Annotated in this window: 18 protein-coding genes; 9 read left to right on the top strand and 9 right to left on the bottom strand. The window is 65.7% G+C overall.

The features are described 5' to 3' along the window. Positions 1–39 precede the first annotated feature (39 nt). Positions 40–1,842, bottom strand: a complete 1,803-nt coding sequence (locus ACTWPB_RS08480; protein ID WP_446225133.1) for a hypothetical protein — start codon at positions 1,840–1,842, stop codon at positions 40–42. Between the two features lie 45 nt (positions 1,843–1,887). Further along, entirely contained in the window at positions 1,888–3,897 is a 2,010-nt protein-coding gene (locus ACTWPB_RS08475) for a hypothetical protein (RefSeq protein ID WP_446225132.1), read from the bottom strand. A gap of 275 nt (positions 3,898–4,172) precedes the next feature. Between ACTWPB_RS08475 and ACTWPB_RS08470 the strand changes: the two genes are divergently transcribed. The 3 genes from ACTWPB_RS08470 to ACTWPB_RS08460 are packed head-to-tail and all read left to right on the top strand — an operon-like array spanning position 4,173 to position 6,504. After that, complete coding sequence (locus ACTWPB_RS08470) at positions 4,173–4,502, top strand: hypothetical protein (RefSeq protein WP_446225131.1); 330 nt, start codon at positions 4,173–4,175, stop codon at positions 4,500–4,502. A 35-nt stretch (positions 4,503–4,537) separates the two neighbouring features. Next, positions 4,538–5,230 (top strand): response regulator transcription factor, encoded by a 693-nt coding sequence (locus ACTWPB_RS08465; RefSeq protein WP_446225130.1) that lies wholly within the window; start codon positions 4,538–4,540, stop codon positions 5,228–5,230. After that, entirely contained in the window at positions 5,227–6,504 is a 1,278-nt protein-coding gene (locus ACTWPB_RS08460; protein ID WP_446225129.1) for a HAMP domain-containing sensor histidine kinase, read from the top strand. Before ACTWPB_RS08465 ends, ACTWPB_RS08460 begins: the two co-directional genes overlap by 4 nt. Positions 6,505–6,525: 21 nt before the next feature. Here ACTWPB_RS08460 and lepA read toward each other — a convergent pair whose 3' ends face one another. From lepA to ACTWPB_RS08440, 4 genes are all read right to left on the bottom strand, one after another. Next, the gene (gene lepA, locus ACTWPB_RS08455) at positions 6,526–8,376 is read right to left on the bottom strand and encodes a translation elongation factor 4 (protein WP_446225128.1); all 1,851 of its coding nucleotides are present in this window, start codon (positions 8,374–8,376) and stop codon (positions 6,526–6,528) included. 35 nt (positions 8,377–8,411) lie between these two features. Then, on the bottom strand, positions 8,412–9,629 hold the full coding sequence (locus ACTWPB_RS08450) for a tyrosine-type recombinase/integrase (RefSeq protein WP_446225127.1): 1,218 nt from the start codon (positions 9,627–9,629) through the stop codon (positions 8,412–8,414). A gap of 207 nt (positions 9,630–9,836) precedes the next feature. Continuing rightward, a complete protein-coding gene (locus ACTWPB_RS08445) occupies positions 9,837–10,040 on the bottom strand; it encodes a helix-turn-helix domain-containing protein (protein WP_446225126.1) in 204 nt (67 codons plus the stop codon). A 663-nt stretch (positions 10,041–10,703) separates the two neighbouring features. Beyond that, positions 10,704–10,940, bottom strand: a complete 237-nt coding sequence (locus tag ACTWPB_RS08440) for a helix-turn-helix transcriptional regulator (protein WP_062986479.1) — start codon at positions 10,938–10,940, stop codon at positions 10,704–10,706. Positions 10,941–11,271: 331 nt separating this feature from the next. Between ACTWPB_RS08440 and ACTWPB_RS08435 the strand changes: the two genes are divergently transcribed. Next, positions 11,272–11,943, top strand: coding sequence for a hypothetical protein (locus tag ACTWPB_RS08435; protein ID WP_446225125.1), 672 nt, complete (start codon positions 11,272–11,274; stop codon positions 11,941–11,943). Beyond that, positions 11,940–12,344, top strand: coding sequence for a hypothetical protein (locus ACTWPB_RS08430; RefSeq protein WP_446225124.1), 405 nt, complete (start codon positions 11,940–11,942; stop codon positions 12,342–12,344). The genes ACTWPB_RS08435 and ACTWPB_RS08430 overlap by 4 nt, the downstream gene beginning before the upstream one ends. 17 nt (positions 12,345–12,361) lie before the next feature. Here the strand turns inward: ACTWPB_RS08430 and ACTWPB_RS08425 are convergent, their stop codons facing one another. The 3 genes from ACTWPB_RS08425 to ACTWPB_RS08415 all read right to left on the bottom strand — a co-directional run bounded on the left by ACTWPB_RS08425 (position 12,362) and on the right by ACTWPB_RS08415 (position 15,242). Further along, positions 12,362–13,726, bottom strand: coding sequence for a cytochrome P450 (locus tag ACTWPB_RS08425; protein WP_446225123.1), 1,365 nt, complete (start codon positions 13,724–13,726; stop codon positions 12,362–12,364). Next, positions 13,723–14,775, bottom strand: a complete 1,053-nt coding sequence (locus tag ACTWPB_RS08420; protein WP_446225122.1) for a DUF6545 domain-containing protein — start codon at positions 14,773–14,775, stop codon at positions 13,723–13,725. The genes ACTWPB_RS08425 and ACTWPB_RS08420 overlap by 4 nt, the downstream gene beginning before the upstream one ends. A 104-nt stretch (positions 14,776–14,879) precedes the next feature. Next, positions 14,880–15,242 (bottom strand): hypothetical protein, encoded by a 363-nt coding sequence (locus ACTWPB_RS08415; RefSeq protein WP_446225121.1) that lies wholly within the window; start codon positions 15,240–15,242, stop codon positions 14,880–14,882. A 762-nt stretch (positions 15,243–16,004) separates the two neighbouring features. Here ACTWPB_RS08415 and ACTWPB_RS08410 point away from each other — a divergent pair. From ACTWPB_RS08410 to ACTWPB_RS08395, 4 genes are all read left to right on the top strand, one after another. Continuing rightward, on the top strand, positions 16,005–16,271 hold the full coding sequence (locus ACTWPB_RS08410; protein WP_446225120.1) for a hypothetical protein: 267 nt from the start codon (positions 16,005–16,007) through the stop codon (positions 16,269–16,271). Then, positions 16,268–17,674, top strand: a complete 1,407-nt coding sequence (locus tag ACTWPB_RS08405; protein WP_446225119.1) for a hypothetical protein — start codon at positions 16,268–16,270, stop codon at positions 17,672–17,674. The genes ACTWPB_RS08410 and ACTWPB_RS08405 overlap by 4 nt, the downstream gene beginning before the upstream one ends. Next, positions 17,674–18,972, top strand: a complete 1,299-nt coding sequence (locus tag ACTWPB_RS08400) for a cutinase family protein (protein WP_446225118.1) — start codon at positions 17,674–17,676, stop codon at positions 18,970–18,972. The genes ACTWPB_RS08405 and ACTWPB_RS08400 overlap by 1 nt, the downstream gene beginning before the upstream one ends. A gap of 164 nt (positions 18,973–19,136) precedes the next feature. Next, positions 19,137–20,210: a C40 family peptidase gene (locus ACTWPB_RS08395; protein ID WP_446225117.1), complete on the top strand. Its 1,074-nt coding sequence runs from the start codon at positions 19,137–19,139 to the stop codon at positions 20,208–20,210. Positions 20,211–20,226: the final 16 nt, after the last annotated feature.

Here is a 20,226-nt window from a genome sequence, read left to right as displayed (position 1 = left end):
CCGGCGCCGGACCAGGTGATCGGCCCATCGTGCGCCTGCTCAGTAGGCGAGATGTTCGGCGCGAGCGCGTAGCCCGGCCACTGTGCGCAGGCCCGCGTCGATCTCGGTGATGCGCAGTTCGCGGTGGTCGCCGTAGCGCAGACCGGTTTCCTCGGCGGCGCGCAGTGCCTCGTCGGCGGTGCGGCCCACTTCGGCGGCGATCTCGGTGTAGTGGTCGCGCAGCACTCGTTGCAGTGCGCGCAAGCGGTTGCGCGATTCCTTGCCCACCTGGAAGATCACGTCATCGGCCAGCCGGGCAACGGCGACCTTGGCCTCGGCCTGCCTGCGCTGCTTGCGGTTCTTGCGATCGTCCCAGAGCGCGTTCACGCCGAGCAGCACGCCCGCGCCTGCGGAGTACCAGTTGACCAGTGACATGCCGAGCAGGCTGGTGGCGAGACCGACCATCAGGATGCCACCGTAGGACCCGCGCAGCGCGGTGAGCAGCTGTTGTCCCACACCGGCTTTGGCGCTTTCGAGAGGTTCCAGCGGCTGTACCGGTTCCAGGACCTCGCCGGGGTTGGTCAGGCGCAGTTCGGGCAGTGGCGGGGTTCGGTTGTCGGGCGGGAACTTCGAGGCCACCTGCTCGGTGAGCTCGACGGCACGGTAATGCGCCATCACGAAGTTCTCCTCGACCGCCTCACAGATCCGCGCGTCGAGTTCGGAGGCGAAATCGGCCCACTTGCGGGCGGGATCGGTGCGGGTGATCTCGGCCTCGGCCTCCCGGACCAGGCTGCGTAACCGGTGCCGCAGATCGTGTTCGATATCGGCGCTGAGCTCGGAACTGCCGTCGACGAGGGTGACCTGCCAGGTGGCGGTGCGCTGGCGCAGCTGATCGGCGGTGGTGCGCGCGGCGGCCAGGCGCTGGGTGATCTCGGCGCGCCTGCGCGGGTCGCGCAACGTGTCCGACTCGGCCCGCAGGGTGACGGTGAGCTGGTCGGTGATCAGCGCGATATCGCGCACCGCGGCCGCAACAGCCACCGAATCAGCCTGGGCGACAACATATTCGCGCAGGTGATCGATGAGCTGGGGCACCCCCGACTCGGCATCGCGCTGCTGGTCGCCGCGCTCGGTGGCCTCCCGGTGCAGCAGACCCGAGACGGGCGCCACCGCGAAGTTCAGCCCGGCACCGTCGAGCAGCGTGCGATTGCGCCGCTGGGTCAGCGACCAGTGCGGGTTGCGGTCGATCTTGGTGAGCACGCAGACCACCGCCGGGCACACCTGCTCGACCCGGCGCAGGTAGTCCAGCTGGGCCTCGGTGAGTTCGGCGGCGGAATCGGCGGCGTAGAGGACCACGTCGGCGGCGGCGATCATCGACCAGGCGGCCGCCTCGTGGGCGGTCGAACCCGGCGCGTCCATGACGACGAGACCGTCGGCCAGCAGCGCGCTCGGCTCGGCGAACTCGGCGCGCAGCACACCGAGGGCGGTCAGGGCGGGAAGGGGGTTGAGCGGATCGACGGGCACCCGTTCGACCCGGCCACCCGGCGCCGATTTCACCAGCGTCGCCCTCGGCGCCTGACCGTATTCGACGATCACCGGAACGCTCGGCTTGCCCTCGGTGGCGCTGACCGGGGACCCGACCATGCTGTTCACCAGCGTGCTCATCCCCGCCTCCGGTTCACCGACGACGACGATCCTGACCCGGGGATCGCTGAGCCTGGCCCGCACCATCCCGAGGCGGGCGTCGAGGTCGTTGCGGCCGCCCGAGCGGACCAGTTCCCGCAGTTCGTCGACCAGTTCGACAACGGGAGCCATCACATCCGGATGCTTCACCGTCGCGGTCTGCAGTCCGGCTGCGGCAGACAACTGTTCCTCACTCTCGTCTCATCAACACGGCCGAAATCGTCGTGTTCAGACCACGAAGTCATATCCGTGGTGCTCGATGGGATACGCGGCAGCGAGCAAGTCACCGCCACCCATGCCCGTATCGAACAATCCGGCCGAAACGCCATGGTAACCGCCGTCGTGCTGGTCGAACTCGGCGGCGATCGGCTTGGTCTCGATGACCGGGGGTTTTACCGGCGCGACGGTGGGCTGCACGGTGACCACCGGTGGTGGGGTGACCACGGTCGGCGGGTCGATGTCGACGGTCGGCTGCTTGGTCGGCGGGTCGATGGTCGGTTGCTTTGTCGGAGCGGTCGGCTGCTGGGTGGGCACCGGCGCGGTGGTGTGGGGTGCGGTCTGACTCGGCACGTCGACGGTCGGGGTGCTCGCGCCGGTGGAGGGTGTCGTCCCGCCGCCGGTGGTGCCGGGCTTGGTGGTGACGTCGTCGTCGGGGACGGTCGGCTTGGCCGGACCGGTCGGCGACACGGTGATCGGCACCTTGGTGTCATCGGGCGCGGTCGGGACCGTGGCCGTGGGGACGGGCAGCTTCACTGTCGTCGGGGTGTCGATGTCGACCGTCGGGACCTTGGACGGGACGGTCACCGGCACCGTCGTCGGGGTGTTGGCGCCACCGGAAACATCGGGCAGCACAACGGGTTTCGTCGGTGTGGACGGGGTGAACAGGGCGGGCACCGAGGCCGCGGGCGCGGTCAGCGGCGAAACGCCCTGGTGGCCGAACACATTCGCGATCGGGGTGGTCGCGACATCGGGCTGGATGGTGGTCTGCAACGGTGTGCTGACCACGGGGTTGACAGCGACCGGCGCGGGTGCGGCGGGTGCGATCGGCGCGGGGGCGATCGGGGCCGGGGCTGGTGCGGGAGCCGGAGCGAACGGCGTCGCGGCGACCGGCGCGGGAGCCGCGACGGCAGGGGAGGCGATGGCAGGGGCCGTGGGCGCCGTCGTACCCGGCAGACCCACGCCCGAGGACGACGATCCGGGCAGGCCGGGAGCACCCGACGACGAATTGCCGAGGCCGGTACCGCCGGACGAGGAGGTACCGAGGCCCGACCCGGTCGGCGAGGTGGCTGCCGGGTCACCGGGAACCTTCAGTCCGTCACCGAGCCACTGGCCGTAGTCGTCGAGCTGATCGCCGACCTGGCCGACCTGCACGTCGACCTTCATCTGCGAGGTAGCCCAGATCCCGTCGAGCCCGACGTGGACATCGACCTGCCAGTCGGTGGTCACCATCGCGCCGACACCGTCGAACATGCCGCCGACACCGTCGAACATGCCGTTGGAGCCGGCCAGATCGCCACTGGGCATACCGACGCTGTCATAGCCGGGGATGCCGAAACCGTGTCCGGGCAAGCCGTCGAAGCCCGGAATGCCGATGCCACCGCCCGGCAGACCGTCGAAACCGGGCAGGCCGTTGCCGGTGCCCGGTAGGTCGAAGCCGGGGAGGTTGCCCTGGCCGGGCAGGCCGTCGAAACCGGGGAGGTCGAAGCCGGGATCCGGGGTGGTGCCGGGTAGCGGGAAGGGGGTGGAGCCGTAGCCGGGTCCGGCCGGTGTGTGCCCGTAGTCCGGAATGCCGATTCCGCTGGACGGCTCGTCGCTGCCGGGGATCCGGAATTCGCGATCACCCTCGGAGCCGGGAATCTCTGGGCGCCAGCCGGATTCGTCCGGCACGGCGACCATCGAGGCGTCGGCCTTCGGCGGCGCGAAGATCGGCGCGTGCGGCACCACGGGGGCAGGCGGGGGCTCGACAGCCAAGTCGGGGAAGGTCACGATGGGGCTTGGCGCGTCCGGGCTCGGATCGGTGGACACGGTCTGCTGCGACCAGCCCGCGTACCGGCTGTCGGCATTGCTGGTGCCCGGCTCGCGCGCGGTCCCGTTGGCCGCGACCAACGCGCCACCGGTGACGTAGGCACCGGCCCTGGCCACCCGGGCTACGCCATTGGCGATCCGGTAGGCCGTGTCCGACCCCTCCGGTCCCTCTGCGCGCGCGGCACCGTCATCGAAAGGCAGATCACGCGTCATCAAAGCTCCAACACTCCATCGCTGTGGTTCCCCACCACAACAGCGGCGAAGTGAGGCCCATCCAACATCATTCGGTAACACCGAACTGTCATTTCGTGCAGAACGGTTGGTACCACCCTATTGCGGACAACATCATTCGGCGAGCCCGTGGAACCAGTGGCACCGGATCCGAAGAGAACTCTAACGATTACTCAACGGAACGTGAAGATCGGCGCCATAACGTCGTCCTTGCCGACCGAGGGGGTCGGTGAAACCCCACAGTCAGGAGCCCAACAGTGACCGCACTCTCGACCCGCAATCGCATCAAAGCCGCCGCGCTGCTCGGCAGCGCCGCCGTGATCACCGCCATGGCGGGGGGCATCGCCACCGCCGATCCGGGCTCCCCGTCCCACGGCGGCGAGCGCTCCACCAACATCTGCACCGAGCATGGTGGCGGCGCACACGACCACCCCGGGCAGCCGGGCGAGCCCGGCCGGCACTTCCAGCATGTCGGACCCGGCGAGCCGGGCCGGACGCACGCCGAACCCGGCCACCTCTCGCCGCGGGTGGACGGCCGATGGCCGGGCAGCGGCTCTGCCGACTCGAGGCCAGGACACCCGTTCTGACCAGCAAGAACAATCGATAACACTAGGGTGAGTGCATGACCGAACAGCAGATCTTGGTCGTCGACGACGAGGTCCGCGTGCTCGCGTCGTTGCGGCGCGGCCTCGAGCTCTCGGGCTTCGACGTGATCACCGCGCGCGATGGCGCCCAGGCACTCACCCTGGTCGCCTCGGCCGCGCCCGACGCCATGGTGCTCGATGTGAACATGCCCGAACTCGATGGCGTCGGCGTGGTCACCGCCCTGCGCGCGATGGGCAACGACATCCCGATCTGTGTACTCAGCGCGCGCAGCGCGGTGACCGACCGGATCGCCGCCCTCGAGCGCGGTGCCGACGACTATCTCACCAAACCGTTCGATCTGGGTGAATTGGTCGCCCGGCTGCGCGCGCTGTTACGGCGCAGGCCGGTGGCCGCTGCGTCCTCGGTCGAGAAGATCCGGGTCGGTGCGGTGGTGATCGATCTGACCGGGCATCGGGTGCACGCTGGTTCGGCACCGGTCGACCTCACCAAGAGGGAGTTCGAGCTGCTGGTGATGCTGGCGCGCAATGCCGGGATCGTGCTCGGGCGTGAGCAGATCCTGTCCGCGGTGTGGGGTTACGACTTCAATACCGACACCAATGTGGTCGACGTATTCGTGTCGTATCTGCGGCGCAAGCTGGAAGCGAACGGCGTTGGGCGAGTGGTGCACACGGTGCGCGGGGTCGGTTTCGTGCTGAGGGATCAGCCGTGAAGGCCTCGCGATCGTTGCGGTTCCGGGTCGCGCTGGTGTCGGCGGTGGTGGCCGCGCTGGTGGCCGTGACGCTCGGCCTGACCTATGGCGCGCTGCTGAAGGTGGCGGGCAGGAGTCAGCTCGATCAGATCGTCTCCAGTATGCGGGTGCAGGTGGCACAATCGTCCGACGGCGATTCTGGGCGTCCGCTGCCGCCGGCACTCCTGCCCCCGGTGTCCGAGCCGCCGACGCCGCGGCACCCGCCGTTCGTGGTCCCCGGCAACGCAGAGGGTAGAGCGCTCGCGGTGGTCCATGGCGCGCCGGGCTTGATGGTCAAACTCGACGCCGATCGCGAACTCGTCGACGCCGCCATCACCCGCAGCCAGCTGATCGGACTCGGCATCGGGGTAACCGGAGTACTCCTCGCTGCCGGATTGGGTTGGATACTGGCTGGATTAGCCGCGCGCCCGCTGCGCAGGCTCGCTACCGCCACCCACGAAATCGACACCCTCGACGAACTGCCGCCACTGTCCGGACGCGGCGCCAGAGAGGCCGAAGAACTCTCCGACGCGATCAACCGGATGCTGACGCGACTCGAGACCGCGCACGGCGAAACCCGCCAGGCGCTGGCCAGTGCCCGCGATTTCGCCGCTGTGTGCGCCCACGAACTACGCACGCCCCTCACCGCCATGCGCACCGACCTGCAGGTACTCGCGGGCACCGAACTGCCCACCGCCCAGCGCGGTACCGTCCTCGCCGACGTGCTCGCCGCCGAGGGCCAGATCGAGCGCACCCTCACCGATCTGGAACGTCTCGCCGTCGGAGAGCTCACCGATCAGGGCGCGTTCGAACCGTTCGAACTGTGCGAAACCCTCGACCGCGCGGTGCAGAACGCGCGCCGCGCGAATCCCGGCGTCGACCTCACGCTCACCGCGTGCGACCCGGTCCCGGTACACGGGTTGCCCGGCGGAATCATGCTGATCGTGACCAATGCCGTCGCCAACGCGGTCCTGCACGGGCACGCCACCGAGGTCACCGTCGCCGCGCGGGCCACCGACACCGGCGCCGAGATCACCATCGACGACAACGGCGCCGGCATTCCGGACCACCTGTCCCCCACCGCTTTCGACCGCTTCGCCAAACGACCGGGCTCCCCTGGCTCCGGCCTCGGCCTCGCACTGGTTCGCCAGCAGGCCGAATTGCATTCCGGCACAGCCGAACTCGACCGGAGCCCACTGGGCGGTGTCCGCCTGCGGGTGGAAATAGCTCAGGCGCCGGTGAGCACCGGCGCCTGAGCTGTCGTTCTGCGGGCTTGCCTACTTCTTCGGCTTGTCCGAATCCGAGGACAGTGCCGCCACGAAGGCTTCCTGGGGGACCTCGACGCGACCGATGGTCTTCATGCGCTTCTTGCCCTCTTTCTGCTTTTCGAGGAGCTTGCGCTTACGGCTGATGTCGCCGCCGTAGCACTTGGCGAGAACGTCCTTGCGGATCGCCCGAATGTTCTCGCGGGCAATGATCTTCGCGCCGATCGCGGCCTGGATCGGCACCTCGAACTGCTGGCGCGGGATCAGTTCGCGCAGTTTGGTCGTCATCTTGTGGCCGTAGGCCTGCGCGGCGTCGCGGTGCACGATCGCGCTGAACGCGTCGACGGCCTCGCCCTGCAGCAGGATGTCGACCTTCACCAGATCGGCTTCCTGCTCGCCCGCCTCTTCGTAATCGAGGCTGGCGTAGCCGCGGGTCCGCGACTTCAGCAGGTCGAAGAAGTCGAAGATGATCTCGGCCATCGGCATCGTGTAGCGCAGCTCGACGCGGGTTTCGGACAGGTAGTCCATGCCGCCCAGCTCGCCGCGACGCTGCTGACACAGCTCCATGATCGAGCCGATGAACTCGCTCGGCGAGATGACGGTGCACTTCACGATGGGTTCGTACACGTGCCGCGACTTGCCCTCTGGCCAGTACGACGGGTTGGTGACGACATGTTCGGTGCCGTCCTCCATCTCCACCCGGTACACCACGTTGGGTGCGGTGGAGATGAGCTCCAGACCGAACTCGCGCTGCAACCGCTCGCGGGTGATCTCCATGTGCAGCAGACCGAGGAAGCCACAGCGGAAACCGAAGCCGAGCGCCACCGAGGTTTCCGGCTCGTAGGTGAGCGCGGCGTCGTTGAGCTGCAGTTTGTCCAGTGCGTCACGCAGATCCGGGTAGTCGGAGCCGTCGACCGGGTACAGACCGGAGTACACCATCGGGCGCGGCTCGCGGTAGCCGGTGAGGGCTTCGGTGGCGCCGTTGCGGGCGCTGGTGACGGTATCGCCGACCTTCGACTGGCGCACGTCCTTCACGCCGGTGATCAGGTAGCCGACCTCGCCGACACCGAGACCCTGGGTGGGCTTGGGTTCGGGCGAGACGATGCCGACTTCGAGCAGCTCGTGCGTCGCGCCGGTCGACATCATCTTGATCTTCTCGCGCGGGGAGATCTTGCCGTCGACCACGCGGATGTAGGTGACCACGCCCCGGTAGGTGTCGTAGACCGAGTCGAAGATCATCGCGCGGGCCGGTGCGTCGGCGTCGCCCACCGGGGCGGGGACGGCCTCGATCACCTTGTCCAGCAGTTCGGTCACGCCGACGCCGGTCTTGCCCGAGACACGCAGCACGTCGCCCGGCTCGCAGCCGACGATGTGGGCCAGCTCGGCCGCGTAGCGATCGGGATCCGCGGCGGGCAGGTCGATCTTGTTCAGCACGGGAATGATCGTCAGATCCTTCTCCAGCGCCAGATACAGGTTGGCCAGTGTCTGCGCCTCGATACCCTGTGCGGCGTCGACGAGCAGGATCGCGCCCTCACAGGCCTCGAGCGCGCGGGAGACCTCGTAGGTGAAGTCGACGTGGCCCGGGGTATCGATCAGGTGCAGGACGTAGTCGGTGCCGTCGACCTGCCACGGCAACCGCACGTTCTGCGCCTTGATCGTGATGCCGCGCTCGCGCTCGATGTCCATCCTGTCCAGGTACTGGGCGCGCATGGCCCGCTCCTCGACCACACCGGTCAGCTGCAACATCCGATCGGCCAGGGTCGATTTGCCATGGTCGATGTGGGCGATGATGCAGAAGTTCCGGATCCGCGCTGGATCGGTGAACGTCGTGTCGACAAAGCTAGGCACGGGGCTCCTGGTCACAAGGGGGATTCGGCGTGGTCCATGATCCCATGAGTCTAGGCAGCCTCTGCCCGCAGGTCCGATGCCATCCCATTCTCATCCCATCGCTGCGCAGTAATGTCTTGGAGCGCTTCGTCCATGTCTTCTCTGAGCGCGTCTTCCTGGCCCGGCCAAAGGTGGACGTAAACCTTCCAGGTCATATTCGGTGACGAGTGTCCTAGGAGTTCGCTGACGGTCTTTACATCACGCCCCTTGAAGATGAGCCGCGATGCGAAATAGTGTCGGAGGTCGTGCCATGACCACTCCGTCCCGAGCCCTGCTTTGTCGCACGCTCGACGAAAGTTGCCACCGAGCAAGGTGGCATACCAACGCCCGCCACGCGGCGCGGCAAAGATCAGCTCGCCGGGACCGCGGTTGTGCGCGTCGTCGGCAAGGTAGGCGGCGAGGGTTTCCACAGCCGACTTGGACAACGGGATGGTTCGGCGCGAAGACTTGGTCTTGGGCGTGATCGGCTCCTTCTTGGGGCTGCGCGCAGCCTGCTGGACCACGTTGAGTTCTCGCCGTACGAAGTTCACGTCCTGGACGCGGAGGCCAGCGACTTCGCTGACCCGCAGGCCAGTCAGCGCGCTCAGCAGGATCATGATGGACACCGTCTCGGATGCGTGTTCCCGGATCCGGCTGATGAGCTGCGGCGTGAGGAGCTCTGTCGCAGTCGGCCCCTTCAGACCCTCTTCGTAGTCATCGCCGTCGAGCCTGAACTTCCTGGCAGCGTTCTTAACAATCAGCTCATCGTCAACGGCGATCTGAAGAAGAGTCGTGAGGTGCTGGAGGTATAACGAAACCGTCGAGAGCTGGAGCACCTTTCCTTTGCACCATGGTCGGCCGGTGAGGAGCAGATCGGTCCAGTCACGGATATCACTGCGCTGCACCTGCGCGAGGCTGAGCTTCGCCAGCGGACCGAGGTTGTTGATGAACTGCTGCCGAGCTTTGTATGTCCCATCTTTGCGGGCACGGTCCCGCCATTTCTCGGCATACACCTTGACATTCTGCTTACCGAGGTCCGGGTTAACGTATTCACCGTCACGAAGCTTGGCCTCGATTTTGCTCTTGAAGTACTCGGCCGTGTCCGGAACATCATAACGACCCCGCTTGTCGAAGGTTTTCGAGTCAGGTATTCCATTCTGATCTTCCCATCGAACGATGTATCGTTTCACCTTCTTCTTAGGCCCACCCCTCGGCCCCATCATGATTTCACGAACCTGGATGCTTGCCATTTCCACACTCTCTGGATCGAATTATCTTTCACACCTCCCCCAGCCTGGGGCGGCGGCCAACTATTGATCGCCAATCGAACATCCGTCTACCGAGAAAAGTTAGCCGACAGATAGCTGAATCTCGCCCCGCGTACGCGATCCGACCCCCCGTAGACCTATCGTCGTAGGGGGGTCGGAGATTCCGGTCTCAACCGAGAACGAGTGTCCTTATGCAGCTCGCCGAGTGCGGCTGGTTTTTAGGAGATCCCGCTCCCACTCTTCGACGTCACTCAGCCGATATCGCCGGTACCGGCCGACCTTTATGTAGCGCGGACCTTTTCCGGCTGACGCCCATACGGATATCGTCTTCACTGGGACCTGAAACCGCCGGGCCAGATCTTCGGTGGTGAGCCATACCACATCGGTGGTCATAAGACCGCTTCCTTCGCGATTCGATTCGCCCACATATCGCCGTCACGCCACCTGATGGACGCCGTCGTCAGACCAGCGGCCGTGACTACTGATCGACCGGATGCGATGGCTGCACGAAGGGCCGTCTCGCCCGGTCCGATTGCGACAGGGACGGCAGGCTGGTCTACCGCGATCCAATTGACGTCAAGCTCATAAGTCGGCGGCAGTGAGGTGATGTCGTACTTACTGAGGTTCAAGCCCGACGAGAGTTGGAAACCTAGCGTTCCGCGATACGATCGCCGGAAGGTGTTGAGGTACCGATTCTCTACGTGCGATGGCTCGCCAGGATCTCCCAGGCGGACAAGCTCATCAGGGTCGAGTTCCTGAATCATGTGCACTGCCGCAACAGAGCATCCGGGTGATGGCGAGGCATCTCCAACGTCGGCACGACGAGGACGAGCCTGCTTGCGGCCATGCCGGGCGGTCTCGACCTACGCCGACTGGGATCGAAGATCGAAACGTTGCTGTCGGGGTGGGTGTTCATTTCATACCTAGTTGTGTGGATGATGGCGACGATTGCGCGGGAGATCCCGAGTAGCGCTTGTGCGCCATTTGCAAGGACTTGTCAGCGAGGCCCATGCGTCGATCAGGCAAGCCTCTGCTGACGCCTCAGCTTGGAAGCGATTAGGCGACGTGACGCCGGACGTTGGCCTGGGCGATTTGCCGTCGAAGTTTCGCTTCGGCTCGTAGTCGGTCCTCCCACGCGATGATGTCGGCCAGGGCATAGCGGCGTATACGTCCCGGCTTGATGAAGTCGGGACCGGTGCCGGTGTAGGCCCAGTTGTCCAGCGTGCAGACCTCGACCTTGAGGCGTAATGCGACTTCCTTGCTTGTCAGCCAGATGTCGTTGGTGTTGTCCATTGCCTGTTTCCTTAGTTGAAGTGGTAGCCGGATGACGCCTGTGAGCTAGCCCGGTACGGAGCAGGTCCACGGCACGGGCGTCACATCGGAGGTCTGACATGCGGCTACCTGTCGCTGCACCACCATAGTACGCACGTTAGTGCAGATCTTCAACCATCCAAGTACACATCATCAGCAGTAAGTCTGTGTAGTTACCCGTGGCTGCGCCTGAATATGACGGAGGTAACTACGGATCGCTCGGCTATGAAGTACCCACTCAAGTCATGTAGCATCGGCAGCAACATGGGTACAGCAGCCCGTTCTGCGAGCCCTTCTACACAGAGTCGAGGCGATGACTACACGACACCCCGAGTACCTGGGCCAGGTAGTGCAGGCACGGCGTGAAGAGCTGGGCTTGTCCAAGCAGGCGGTTCACGCGGCTGTCGGACTGAACCCAAGGACGATCGACAAGATCGAAAACGGCCTGGCCGTGCAATTCCGCGGCCTCACACTGCCCAGGCTGGACACGGTGCTGCAATGGAAGGACGGCTCCGCATCGGACGCCTTCACCAAGCACCTACCCCCGAGGGTCATCGACGTCGCCGACGCGCCCGAGCCGACGTCAAAGGTGCTCTACGTTCCGATCCCGGCCAACTTGTTCCAGGACACGGTAGGGATGGCGCAGAGGGTAACCGAGATCGCGGGTGATGACGAACGTCTCGCGCCGCTGGTCGAAGGCATGAACACCATCGCTGACCGCATGCTGAGAGCGTGGACTATCGCCGATATCGAGCATCAGCGCTTCGACGGGACACTGAGCGCGGCCACCATCGAGATGCTGTTGGGCCACTATCTGCGCCGCGCGCCGCAGGCACCCACCGCCGACGATCACACCGAGTTGTTGTACTTGCGCTGGCTACTGGGGCGGCTGCCGGAATCGGAGTCCGAGCGCGCCGGGGAGTTCGCGCAGCGGTGGTCACAGATGGAGAAGACACTGTCGGCAACCCGACGGATCAACCGGTGAGGACACTCATGGCACTGTCGTTGGCAGGGAAGATCGACCGCATGATCGCCTATTCGCACCGATGGGACGAACCGGCGATGAACAACGAGCAGATCGCCGCCGCGCTGACCGAAGCGCTGGGGCGCAGAGTAGATCCAGCCGAAATCGCGGCTCTGCGCACCGGTTCGGTCCTGGAGGTCACGCGCGAGGTCGCGGACGCGCTGTGCGCACTGTGTGGTGTCACCGATGTGGCCTACCTGCTTCCGGTCGGCGACGAGGATCTGGATATCGACTTGCGACTACAGCTGTGGACCCTGGCGCGTGATCGCGGGGTGCAGCACGTTGCGGCGCGAGCGTTGACCCGCGACAAGCTCAGGGAGCTGATCGCCGATCTGCGCGCACTTCCTGCCCGCAGGCGGTAATTCAGCCCTGCCCTGCGTCATTCGATGCGGCGGAACCCGATTTTCAGATTCGCCGGGCGTAGCGTCAGATTCTCCTCGACATCCAGTTCGCCGTGTGCGGTGAGTTCGTAATCGCGCACCAACGAGGCGATCAGCAGTTTCGCTTCGTGTAGCGCGAAAGCCTGGCCGATACACGCGCGCGGGCCAGTGCCGAACGGACGATATGCCCAGGGCTTGGGCCGGAATCCACCCAGCCAGCGATCGGGGCGGAACTCGTTCGCGTCGCTCCCCCACACGGCCGGATCGCGGTGCACCGCCAACAGCAACACAAACACCCATTCGCCCGCGGCGATGGGGTATCCGCCGAGAGTGGTGTCCTGGCGTGCTTCGCGGAAGAATCCCGGGGCCACGGGCCAGAGCCGTAGCGCTTCGGCGATCACCGCGTCGGTGACCTCGAGCTTGGCGACGTCGTCGTAGGCGATGCGGCCGTTGGTGGTCAGCGCGGCGGCCTCAGCTCGTACCCGTGCGGCGAGCTCCGGGTCTTTGGCCAGGAAGTGCGCTACGAAAGCCAATAGGTTGCCGGTGGTTTCGTGTCCGGCGACGAACAGTGTCAAGACTTGTTCGATGAGGTTGTCGTCGGGCAGCGCTGGCCCGTCGACGGGGTACATCATGCGGTCGAGCAGATCCGGGTATCGCTTTCCGGACTGTCGCCGCGCCTCGATCACCTCGGACACCACGCCCTTCATCAAGGCGACGTCCGCGTCGTTTTGGCGTGCGCGCTTGCCCCCGGTGAGCTTGCCCACCACCGGGATTGCCGATTCCTGGGCGTAGGCGAACACACGGGTGAGGGCGTCGGCGAACGGGTTGCGGCCGTTCTCGCGGTCGGTGAACGCGCCGACGGAGTAGCCGAATCCGGCCAACCCGATGGCTTCCAGTGCGGCATCGCCCATCATCGCGGCGGTGTCGGTGACGGTGCGGCCCTGCCCGAGCCACTGCGCGGTCTGCTCCGCCACGTGGACGAAGGCGTCGTGGTAGTCGGCGATCGCGGCGGGCACGAATCCCTGAATCAGCGCCTCGTGACCGCGTTTCCACTCCATCGAATCGTTCGAGGCGGTGAAGAGTCCGTTCCCTGCGATGGCGCGCAGCTTTTCGTACGGGCGGGCGAAGTGGCGCTGCCATGACTTTTCATCGATGACCTCGCGCATGAGTTCTGAGGACCCGGCGAAGGTCAGATGGATTCCGCCGATGAACGTGCGCCGATACAGCGGCCCGAGCTGGCTGAATTGCCACAGCGTCTTCTGGTTCGGCTTCTTGCGATCCATGCCCAGCACATCACCGAGGATCGGCACCCGCTTGGGAGGGTGCGGAATTGTTTGCGCCGCAGTAGGTTTCGTCACTGTCATGCGGTTACCTCTCTGGGATGTGGTTCTGTGGCTCGGTCAGGGCCGGGACGGGTCCTGCTCCATTGGCGAGCGATCTTGAGTACGAACGCTTCGTTTCCCACCCACTCCGGCGCGGTCGCGTCCTGGTAGTGGTGGCCCGCTTCGCCCGCGTCCAGGGCGGCGCGCAGCGCCTGGCACACCTGGGACGGGTCCGGGCGCGGGCCCAGACCGGCAAGATAGGGGGCGGCCGAGATCATCGTGTCTTCGATCTCGATGCGCATGCGGTGTTCGGTCACTTGGGGCAGTGTTTTGCGCGCTTTGACGTGCAGACGCATTTCTGGGCGAGCGTCCATCATGTCCGCCCACATCGGCTCGAGGACCGCGATATTGCGCGAGGCGGGGTCTCGGCGCAGCCGGATCGCCAGGGACGTGGCGATCGAAGGCAAAGCCAGCAGCATCAGCAGCGCGACCGGGGCCAGGAAAAACAGATCATTGGTGCCCGCCCGGTCGACAGTGAGTTCGTTCTGCACTCCCGCGGTGATCAACCAGCCTGTGAGGATTCGAGTCCACGCGTCGACCTGGGAGACGGCGATACAGGCGATGATGACGCCCGCGAACACCGCGCGGGCGAGGCTCTGGCGCCAATGCCACACCAAACTCACAGCGGTGACCAAAATCATCAGCTCGGCGAGCACGGTAGGCATCGAATAGGTCATCAGGTAGACCCCGGGCCGCCAGCCCGAAAGCTCCTCGACCGCGATATTGGCCGCGCGCGCAGGGGCCGAGATCCATGCTAGCGCGACGACGAGCACCGCGACGCCGACCCAGATCAGCGCTATTGTTCTGTCGCGCACGGGTTTTCGCGCATGCCACAACAGCCCGATCCACACGAGAGCGCCAGCCGCGCACAGTGCAGCCGCGTGGGTGGCAAGGCGAATATCAGCGAGTGCGATCCAGCGTGTCAGCACCGATTGAACGGCGCGGTCCCGTAGCAGCGCGGTGAACCAGAACGACATCGCCAGCGTCGCCAATGCCCAGTCAAGGCTCAGGCGTTCGATGAGCACCGTCATGCGGGCCACGACCACGACTGCGATCCAGATCTGCAGCGCCGCCGCGACCGGTTCCGACAGCGAGGACGTGGCTTCGGCGACGAGAAGGGGGCTTGGGTGGGGACTCATCGCCACATCAGTTCGATTACAGATGCCGCGCGGTGGCGCGCGCCGCTGATGTCCTCGGGCCGCCCGCGGCTCATCCCTGCAAGATGGGTTCCCAGCCATTCGGCTTCGCGTTCAGCAGTGGAGTCGAAGTGGCTCCGGTGCATGATCTCGCGGACTCGTTGCGGGTCCAGGCCCTCGGACAGCAACGAGTCGGTCACCTCGAATTGGTCGTCACCCCTGTGTTCGAGCAGGACGTGACCGACCTCGTGCATGATCTCCTGCCGCTGCCCGCGAGGGGATCGCGCGGCGTCGTACTTGACGACAAGCTCCTGCTGCGTGACCCAAAGGGCGCCGCATCGCGACACCGACGGCACATGCACCCGCCATGGATCTAAGACGATCCGCTTGCCGAGACGCCCGGACAGGTACCTCGCGAACTCCCCAACCGTCCACGGCGGAGTTAGCGGGATTCCGTCCAAGATGCTCTGTAACCGGCTCTCATCCACCGCAGTCCCGACCTCCGAATTCTGTACACGATCTCCTTCTGTGCACACCCCACAGCGCACCCACATAGAAACGACCGTTCAACTAATAGCTCTCCAGCATAATAGCTGGTACATAGCTGACACGCCCTGGCGATGTCTACAGCAGAAGCCCGGCCGCAGAGCAAGCCGATGAGCTGATGCGACCACCGCAACGCAGTGATGACCTGGCAATGTCTGCCATAGAGCTGCGCCGACAACCAGTGCATCCCCGTGCGAGATATCACACGCGTTGGCCATGGTTTCGATCCCGCATAACGGGGCCACTGGCCGCCCCCTGGGCTGATTTCGGTCTCAATACCCCTGATGCGTGATCTATCCCACTCAATCGAATGTGATCGAGTTTGATCGAAGTTGGTCGTAGTGGTCCGTGCCGGATAGTTGCCGTTACTTCGATTTACCCCTCTGAGCTGCACATTGTGCGTTTGCCCCAGGCCATTTACCTTCATCTCGCGGCCGGAAATCGGTCGCTGAACTGCAAGTGAGGGAGAAGTGCCGGTGTGGGAGCGACCTAGTCGACAGGCTGCCGACTAGGCAGTCGCCCACATGCTGTCGCGGCGCAACCAGCCGTCGCCGATTGCGATTCCGCGGTGTCACCGGATGACCCGCAGCACCAATTCAGCGCACATCCGTATCTGGCATCGCCATGCCCACTTGCCTTTTGAATGGAGCATCAACATGTCCACAATCCCGACAATGACCGTGCACGTCGAATTTCCCGGTGGCGCACGATTTTTCTACGATATTCCCGCCGTTGAGGTCGAGGAGTTCGTGATTGCGGCGCGCCGAGTCGGCGCGTCCGCGAGCATCGTGGGCAAGTCGTCCCCGCGCGTCCTCTCGAGCGTGCCCGGGCGGGCCGCCGCATGACCGCGAACGATGTCGGACCCGATGCCAACCGCACTGCTCCGATCTGGGATTGCCACGTCGCGCAGGGCGGGAAGAACGCCCGGATGACGGGAATGCTCGGACCGGGCACCGGCCTTGTGCGGGTCGCGATGACCTCGGCGGTAGCAGCGGCGATTGTCCTGGCCGCGAACTCGGCGTTGGCCCAAGCAGCGCCGACGCAGCAGCCCGGCCTTGCTGGTCCTGCAACAACGCAACCGGGTATCGAGACCCGACCGACCGCTCCGATCCAGCCTCCTGCCGAGCAGTCCCCGCTAGGCAGGGTGATTCCCGCGCCCGCACTGCCGAGCGATCCGAGTCAGTACCGCGACCCGCGACCGTCCTCCGATCAGGGAACTGGCACTGCGCTGTCTCAGCAGCAGTCGAGCCCGCAGCGACTACACCAGCCCGCGCCTGCGCCGGACCTGCCGGTCGTGGTGGAGCCCGCACCGGCCCCAGTCGAACCGCCGAAGGTGATCACTCCTCCTGCCCCGGAGAAACTCGGGCTCGGCGATCTGACCATCGACCGCCCGGACTGGGTGCCCGCCGATGTGGCGTGGAAGGTCAACGGCCACGTGGCCCTCGCCCAGCGCGACACCAACGCCGCCCTTCAATCGGCGGGGATCAGCGCCTCCCGCGCCGACGTCATGTCAGCTGCGATGGTCCTGGGCGGTGCGAGCGGACTCGGCATCGGCGCGATCACTGTCGGAGTTCCCGCTGCGGCGATCGGCGCGGTCGGCGGCGGTCTCGTCGGAGCTGCGATCGGCGGTGCGGCCGGTGCTGTGGCGGGCACGCTGGTGCCGGTGCCGATCGTCGGTGTCGTCCCCTCCGCTGTGGCGGGAACCGCGCTGGGCGCGGCGACCGGCGCTGCGGTCGGAGCTGCGGTTCTCGGCGTCCCCGCCGCTGTTGCCGGTGGTGTGGCCGGCGGGGCAGTTGGCGCTCTGGTCGGCGGAGTGGCGACGGCGGGCGACGGCTCAGATTTCGTCGCTCCGCCGGAGAACGTGCCTGGTCCCGGCGCGCCCGAGCTGTCGCTGCACGATCAGCTGCGCGCGGGCGCCGATACCGCACGGGCCGCGGGCGAGGCAGCGGTGGACTGGGTCACGGCCCAACCTGGTGGGGCCGAAGCCGCTGACACGGTCGCCTCCGCGCTCGAAAATGGCGTTCAGGCGTGGCAGGACGAGCCAATGGCCGCGCCGGTCGATACCGCGTTCGCGCAGGTGACCAGCGATGTCCTCACCGCTGCCCGTTCGACGCCGGAAACCTCGGGCGTCGTCGACGCGATCACCTCGACAATCGGCGAGCAGGCTCCGTTCGAGTCCGACCAGCTCGGTCCGCTGACCGAGGAGGCCAACGGTGCGCTCGCCGCTGCCCAGGGGCTGGTGCGGTGATGTCGGCCGCGACGATCGGGCGGCGGTCCGCGTGCACGGTGGTGCTGGCGTCGGCGCTGGCTTGGGCTGGGTCAGTGCCCGCCTGGGCTGATCCCGAACCGGCACCGACGGTGACCGACTGCTCGGACGTGATCGCGTTGGCGGTCCCCGGCACCTGGGAGACCAGTGCCGACGCCGACCGCACAATCGTGCCAGGCATGCTCGGCCAGATCACCGGTCCGCTCCTGGCGGCGGTGGGTTCGGCACCCACTGCCGCAGCAGGCAGTGCGCCGCAGACGACGGTCCACTCGTCCTCGACGCGGGACCTCGCGACGGCCGCACCGAGGTCCAGCGCGATGTCGGTGCGCGCCGAACAGGTGCCGTACGTGGCGCAGGTTGGTGGCCCCATCGCTGGCATCGCGACGGGAAACCCCTTGACTCTCAGCCAGTCTCGGGCAACCGGCAAGTCCGCGCTCGAGGCGCGGGCGACGGAGTTGGCTCAGGCGTGTCCGCTGTCGAAGTTCGTCGTGCTGGGCTACAGCCAAGGCGCTCTGATCGCGGGAGACTTCCTCTCCGAGATCGGCAACCGCCGGGGCGTGATCGACCCGTCGCGCATCTTGGCCGGTGCGTTGCTGTCGGACCCGATGCGTTCGGCTTCCGTTGACCCGTCGGGTTCGGCCAGCACTGCGGCGACGTACTCGGCGAACTCCAAGTCGTCGGCGGTGGCCGAGACGTTGGTCGGCTCCGACCCGGGCGGTGAGGGCGTTCTCGGGACCCGCGATGGCGGGATGGGCGTGCTCGCCGAGCGGGTGACCACGATGTGCGCGCCCTCGGACACGGTGTGTTCGCTGTCGGGTAAGTCCAAGGTCGTCGCGGCGGTGGTGCCGCTGCTCAACCTCACACCCGAGGATCTGCCGAACTACGTGATCGGCAGGGGCATGGAGATGGTGAAAAACGTCGCCGAGGCCGATCCGCAGGTCCTCGCGAGGGCCGCCAGCTCCGTGATCGGCGAGCTGACGAAACTCGGTGTGGCTGCGGCGACTTCGCCGCATTCGCTACCGATCACGTTGGCGGAGATGGTGTTTTCCTCGACGATGCTCGATGACCTCGCAGCAGTTGTGAATTTGCCTGAGTTCGATGCCTTGGTCAGTTTTACCAAGCCAGACGAACTCGTTCAGCAGGCATCGCAGGCGGTGTCCTATCTACTACTGGACGCCCACCGGTCCTACGCGAGCAGCTACACGGTCAACGCCAGCGGTGACACCGCGACGCAATGGATCGTGAAATGGCTGACCGGGAAAATTCAGGCCGGTTTGTGAATCGGTGACCTCCTTTCCGCTTACGCCAGGTCGGAAGTGCCCGGCGTAAGCGGAAAGAGGCAGCTACCACAGTTCTCGCGGCACTCTACGCCGGAGAAAACTCCACTCCACCGCATTCCGGTGGATATGAACTTTCACCAAACATGTCCGGGGAGGTGTGATCGATGAAATCAGCATCGAAACTTGTTGCCGCCTTTATCGCACTCGTCATGGTTCCCGTGCTGATTGTCGCGGTTTTCCTCGATGGCGACCGGGACAATCCGAGTTTCGGACAAGCGAACCTGGCCACGGGCACCGTTCCACCCGAGTTCGAGGCGTGGGTCATCCGTGCGGGCAGCGTGTGCGAGGAGATCTCTGCCCCGCTCATCGCCGCCCAGATCGAGCAGGAATCGGGTTGGAACCCCAATGCGGTCTCCCCGGCCGGCGCCCAGGGGCTGTCGCAGTTCATGCCATACACCTGGCCGTCCTACGGCGTCGATGCCGACGGCAACAGCGTGATCTCTCCCTTCGATCCGGCCGACGCGATCATGGCGCAGGCGAAGTTCGACTGCGCCACCGTCGCACAGGCCAAGCAGGACCTGGCCAGCGGTCGGATCAAGGGCGACCTGATCGACATCGTGCTCGCCGCCTACAACTGCGGATACGGCTGCGTGATATCCGCTGGCGGGCCCCAGATCGTCAATGGGGAGACCGAGGGATACGCGCCCGGGGTCAAAGCCAAGATGGCCAAATACACCCAGCTCAGCACCGTCGAACTCACCAATTGCAGCCAATTTCGCCCCGGCGCAGCCTTCGGCACGAACGTGGCAGCAGCGGCACTGTGCTGGCAGGGCACGCCGTACGCGTGGGGCGGCGGCACTCTCGACGGGCCGTCACAGGGAATTCGAGATGGCGGTGTCGCCGATTCCTTCGGTGACTACGAGAAAGTCGGCTTCGACTGCTCGGGACTTGTTCTGTACGCCGTGGGTCAGGCGAGCGGCAAATCTATTCAACTTCCCCACTACACCACCTCCATCCTCAATGACGCACGCGGTCACCCTGTGGACGCCGACGATATTCAGCCGGGGGACATCGTTTTTCCGAGCGGCGGAAATCCGCAACATGTCGCCATCGCTCTCGGCGACGGACAAATGGTCGAAGCCCCCCAATCAGGCGATCAGGTGAAAATCTCCCCCTTATCGAATTTGGGGCCAGGAATCGAAATCAGGCGATTCGGAGCAGGAATCCAAAGACAATGATGCCGAAAACTACTTG

It is taken from the genome of Nocardia sp. IBHARD005 (assembly GCF_052814245.1).
This window is presented reverse-complemented; position numbering and strand designations above follow the sequence as displayed.

Excerpts from the sequence above, each read along its gene's own strand:
- ACTWPB_RS08425 (WP_446225123.1), bottom strand. The coding sequence starts at position 13,726 with ATGACAGTGACGAAACCTACTGCGGCGCAAACAATTCCGCACCCTCCC.
- ACTWPB_RS08420 (WP_446225122.1), bottom strand. The coding sequence starts at position 14,775 with ATGACGGTGCTCATCGAACGCCTGAGCCTTGACTGGGCATTGGCGACG.
- ACTWPB_RS08395 (WP_446225117.1), top strand. The coding sequence starts at position 19,137 with ATGAAATCAGCATCGAAACTTGTTGCCGCCTTTATCGCACTCGTCATG.
- ACTWPB_RS08475 (WP_446225132.1), bottom strand. The coding sequence starts at position 3,897 with ATGACGCGTGATCTGCCTTTCGATGACGGTGCCGCGCGCGCAGAGGGA.
- ACTWPB_RS08465 (WP_446225130.1), top strand. The coding sequence starts at position 4,538 with ATGACCGAACAGCAGATCTTGGTCGTCGACGACGAGGTCCGCGTGCTC.
- ACTWPB_RS08405 (WP_446225119.1), top strand. The coding sequence starts at position 16,268 with ATGACCGCGAACGATGTCGGACCCGATGCCAACCGCACTGCTCCGATC.
- ACTWPB_RS08400 (WP_446225118.1), top strand. The coding sequence starts at position 17,674 with ATGTCGGCCGCGACGATCGGGCGGCGGTCCGCGTGCACGGTGGTGCTG.
- ACTWPB_RS08435 (WP_446225125.1), top strand. The coding sequence starts at position 11,272 with ATGACTACACGACACCCCGAGTACCTGGGCCAGGTAGTGCAGGCACGG.
- ACTWPB_RS08445 (WP_446225126.1), bottom strand. The coding sequence starts at position 10,040 with ATGACCACCGATGTGGTATGGCTCACCACCGAAGATCTGGCCCGGCGG.
- ACTWPB_RS08450 (WP_446225127.1), bottom strand. The coding sequence starts at position 9,629 with ATGGCAAGCATCCAGGTTCGTGAAATCATGATGGGGCCGAGGGGTGGG.
- ACTWPB_RS08440 (WP_062986479.1), bottom strand. The coding sequence starts at position 10,940 with ATGGACAACACCAACGACATCTGGCTGACAAGCAAGGAAGTCGCATTA.
- ACTWPB_RS08410 (WP_446225120.1), top strand. The coding sequence starts at position 16,005 with ATGACCCGCAGCACCAATTCAGCGCACATCCGTATCTGGCATCGCCAT.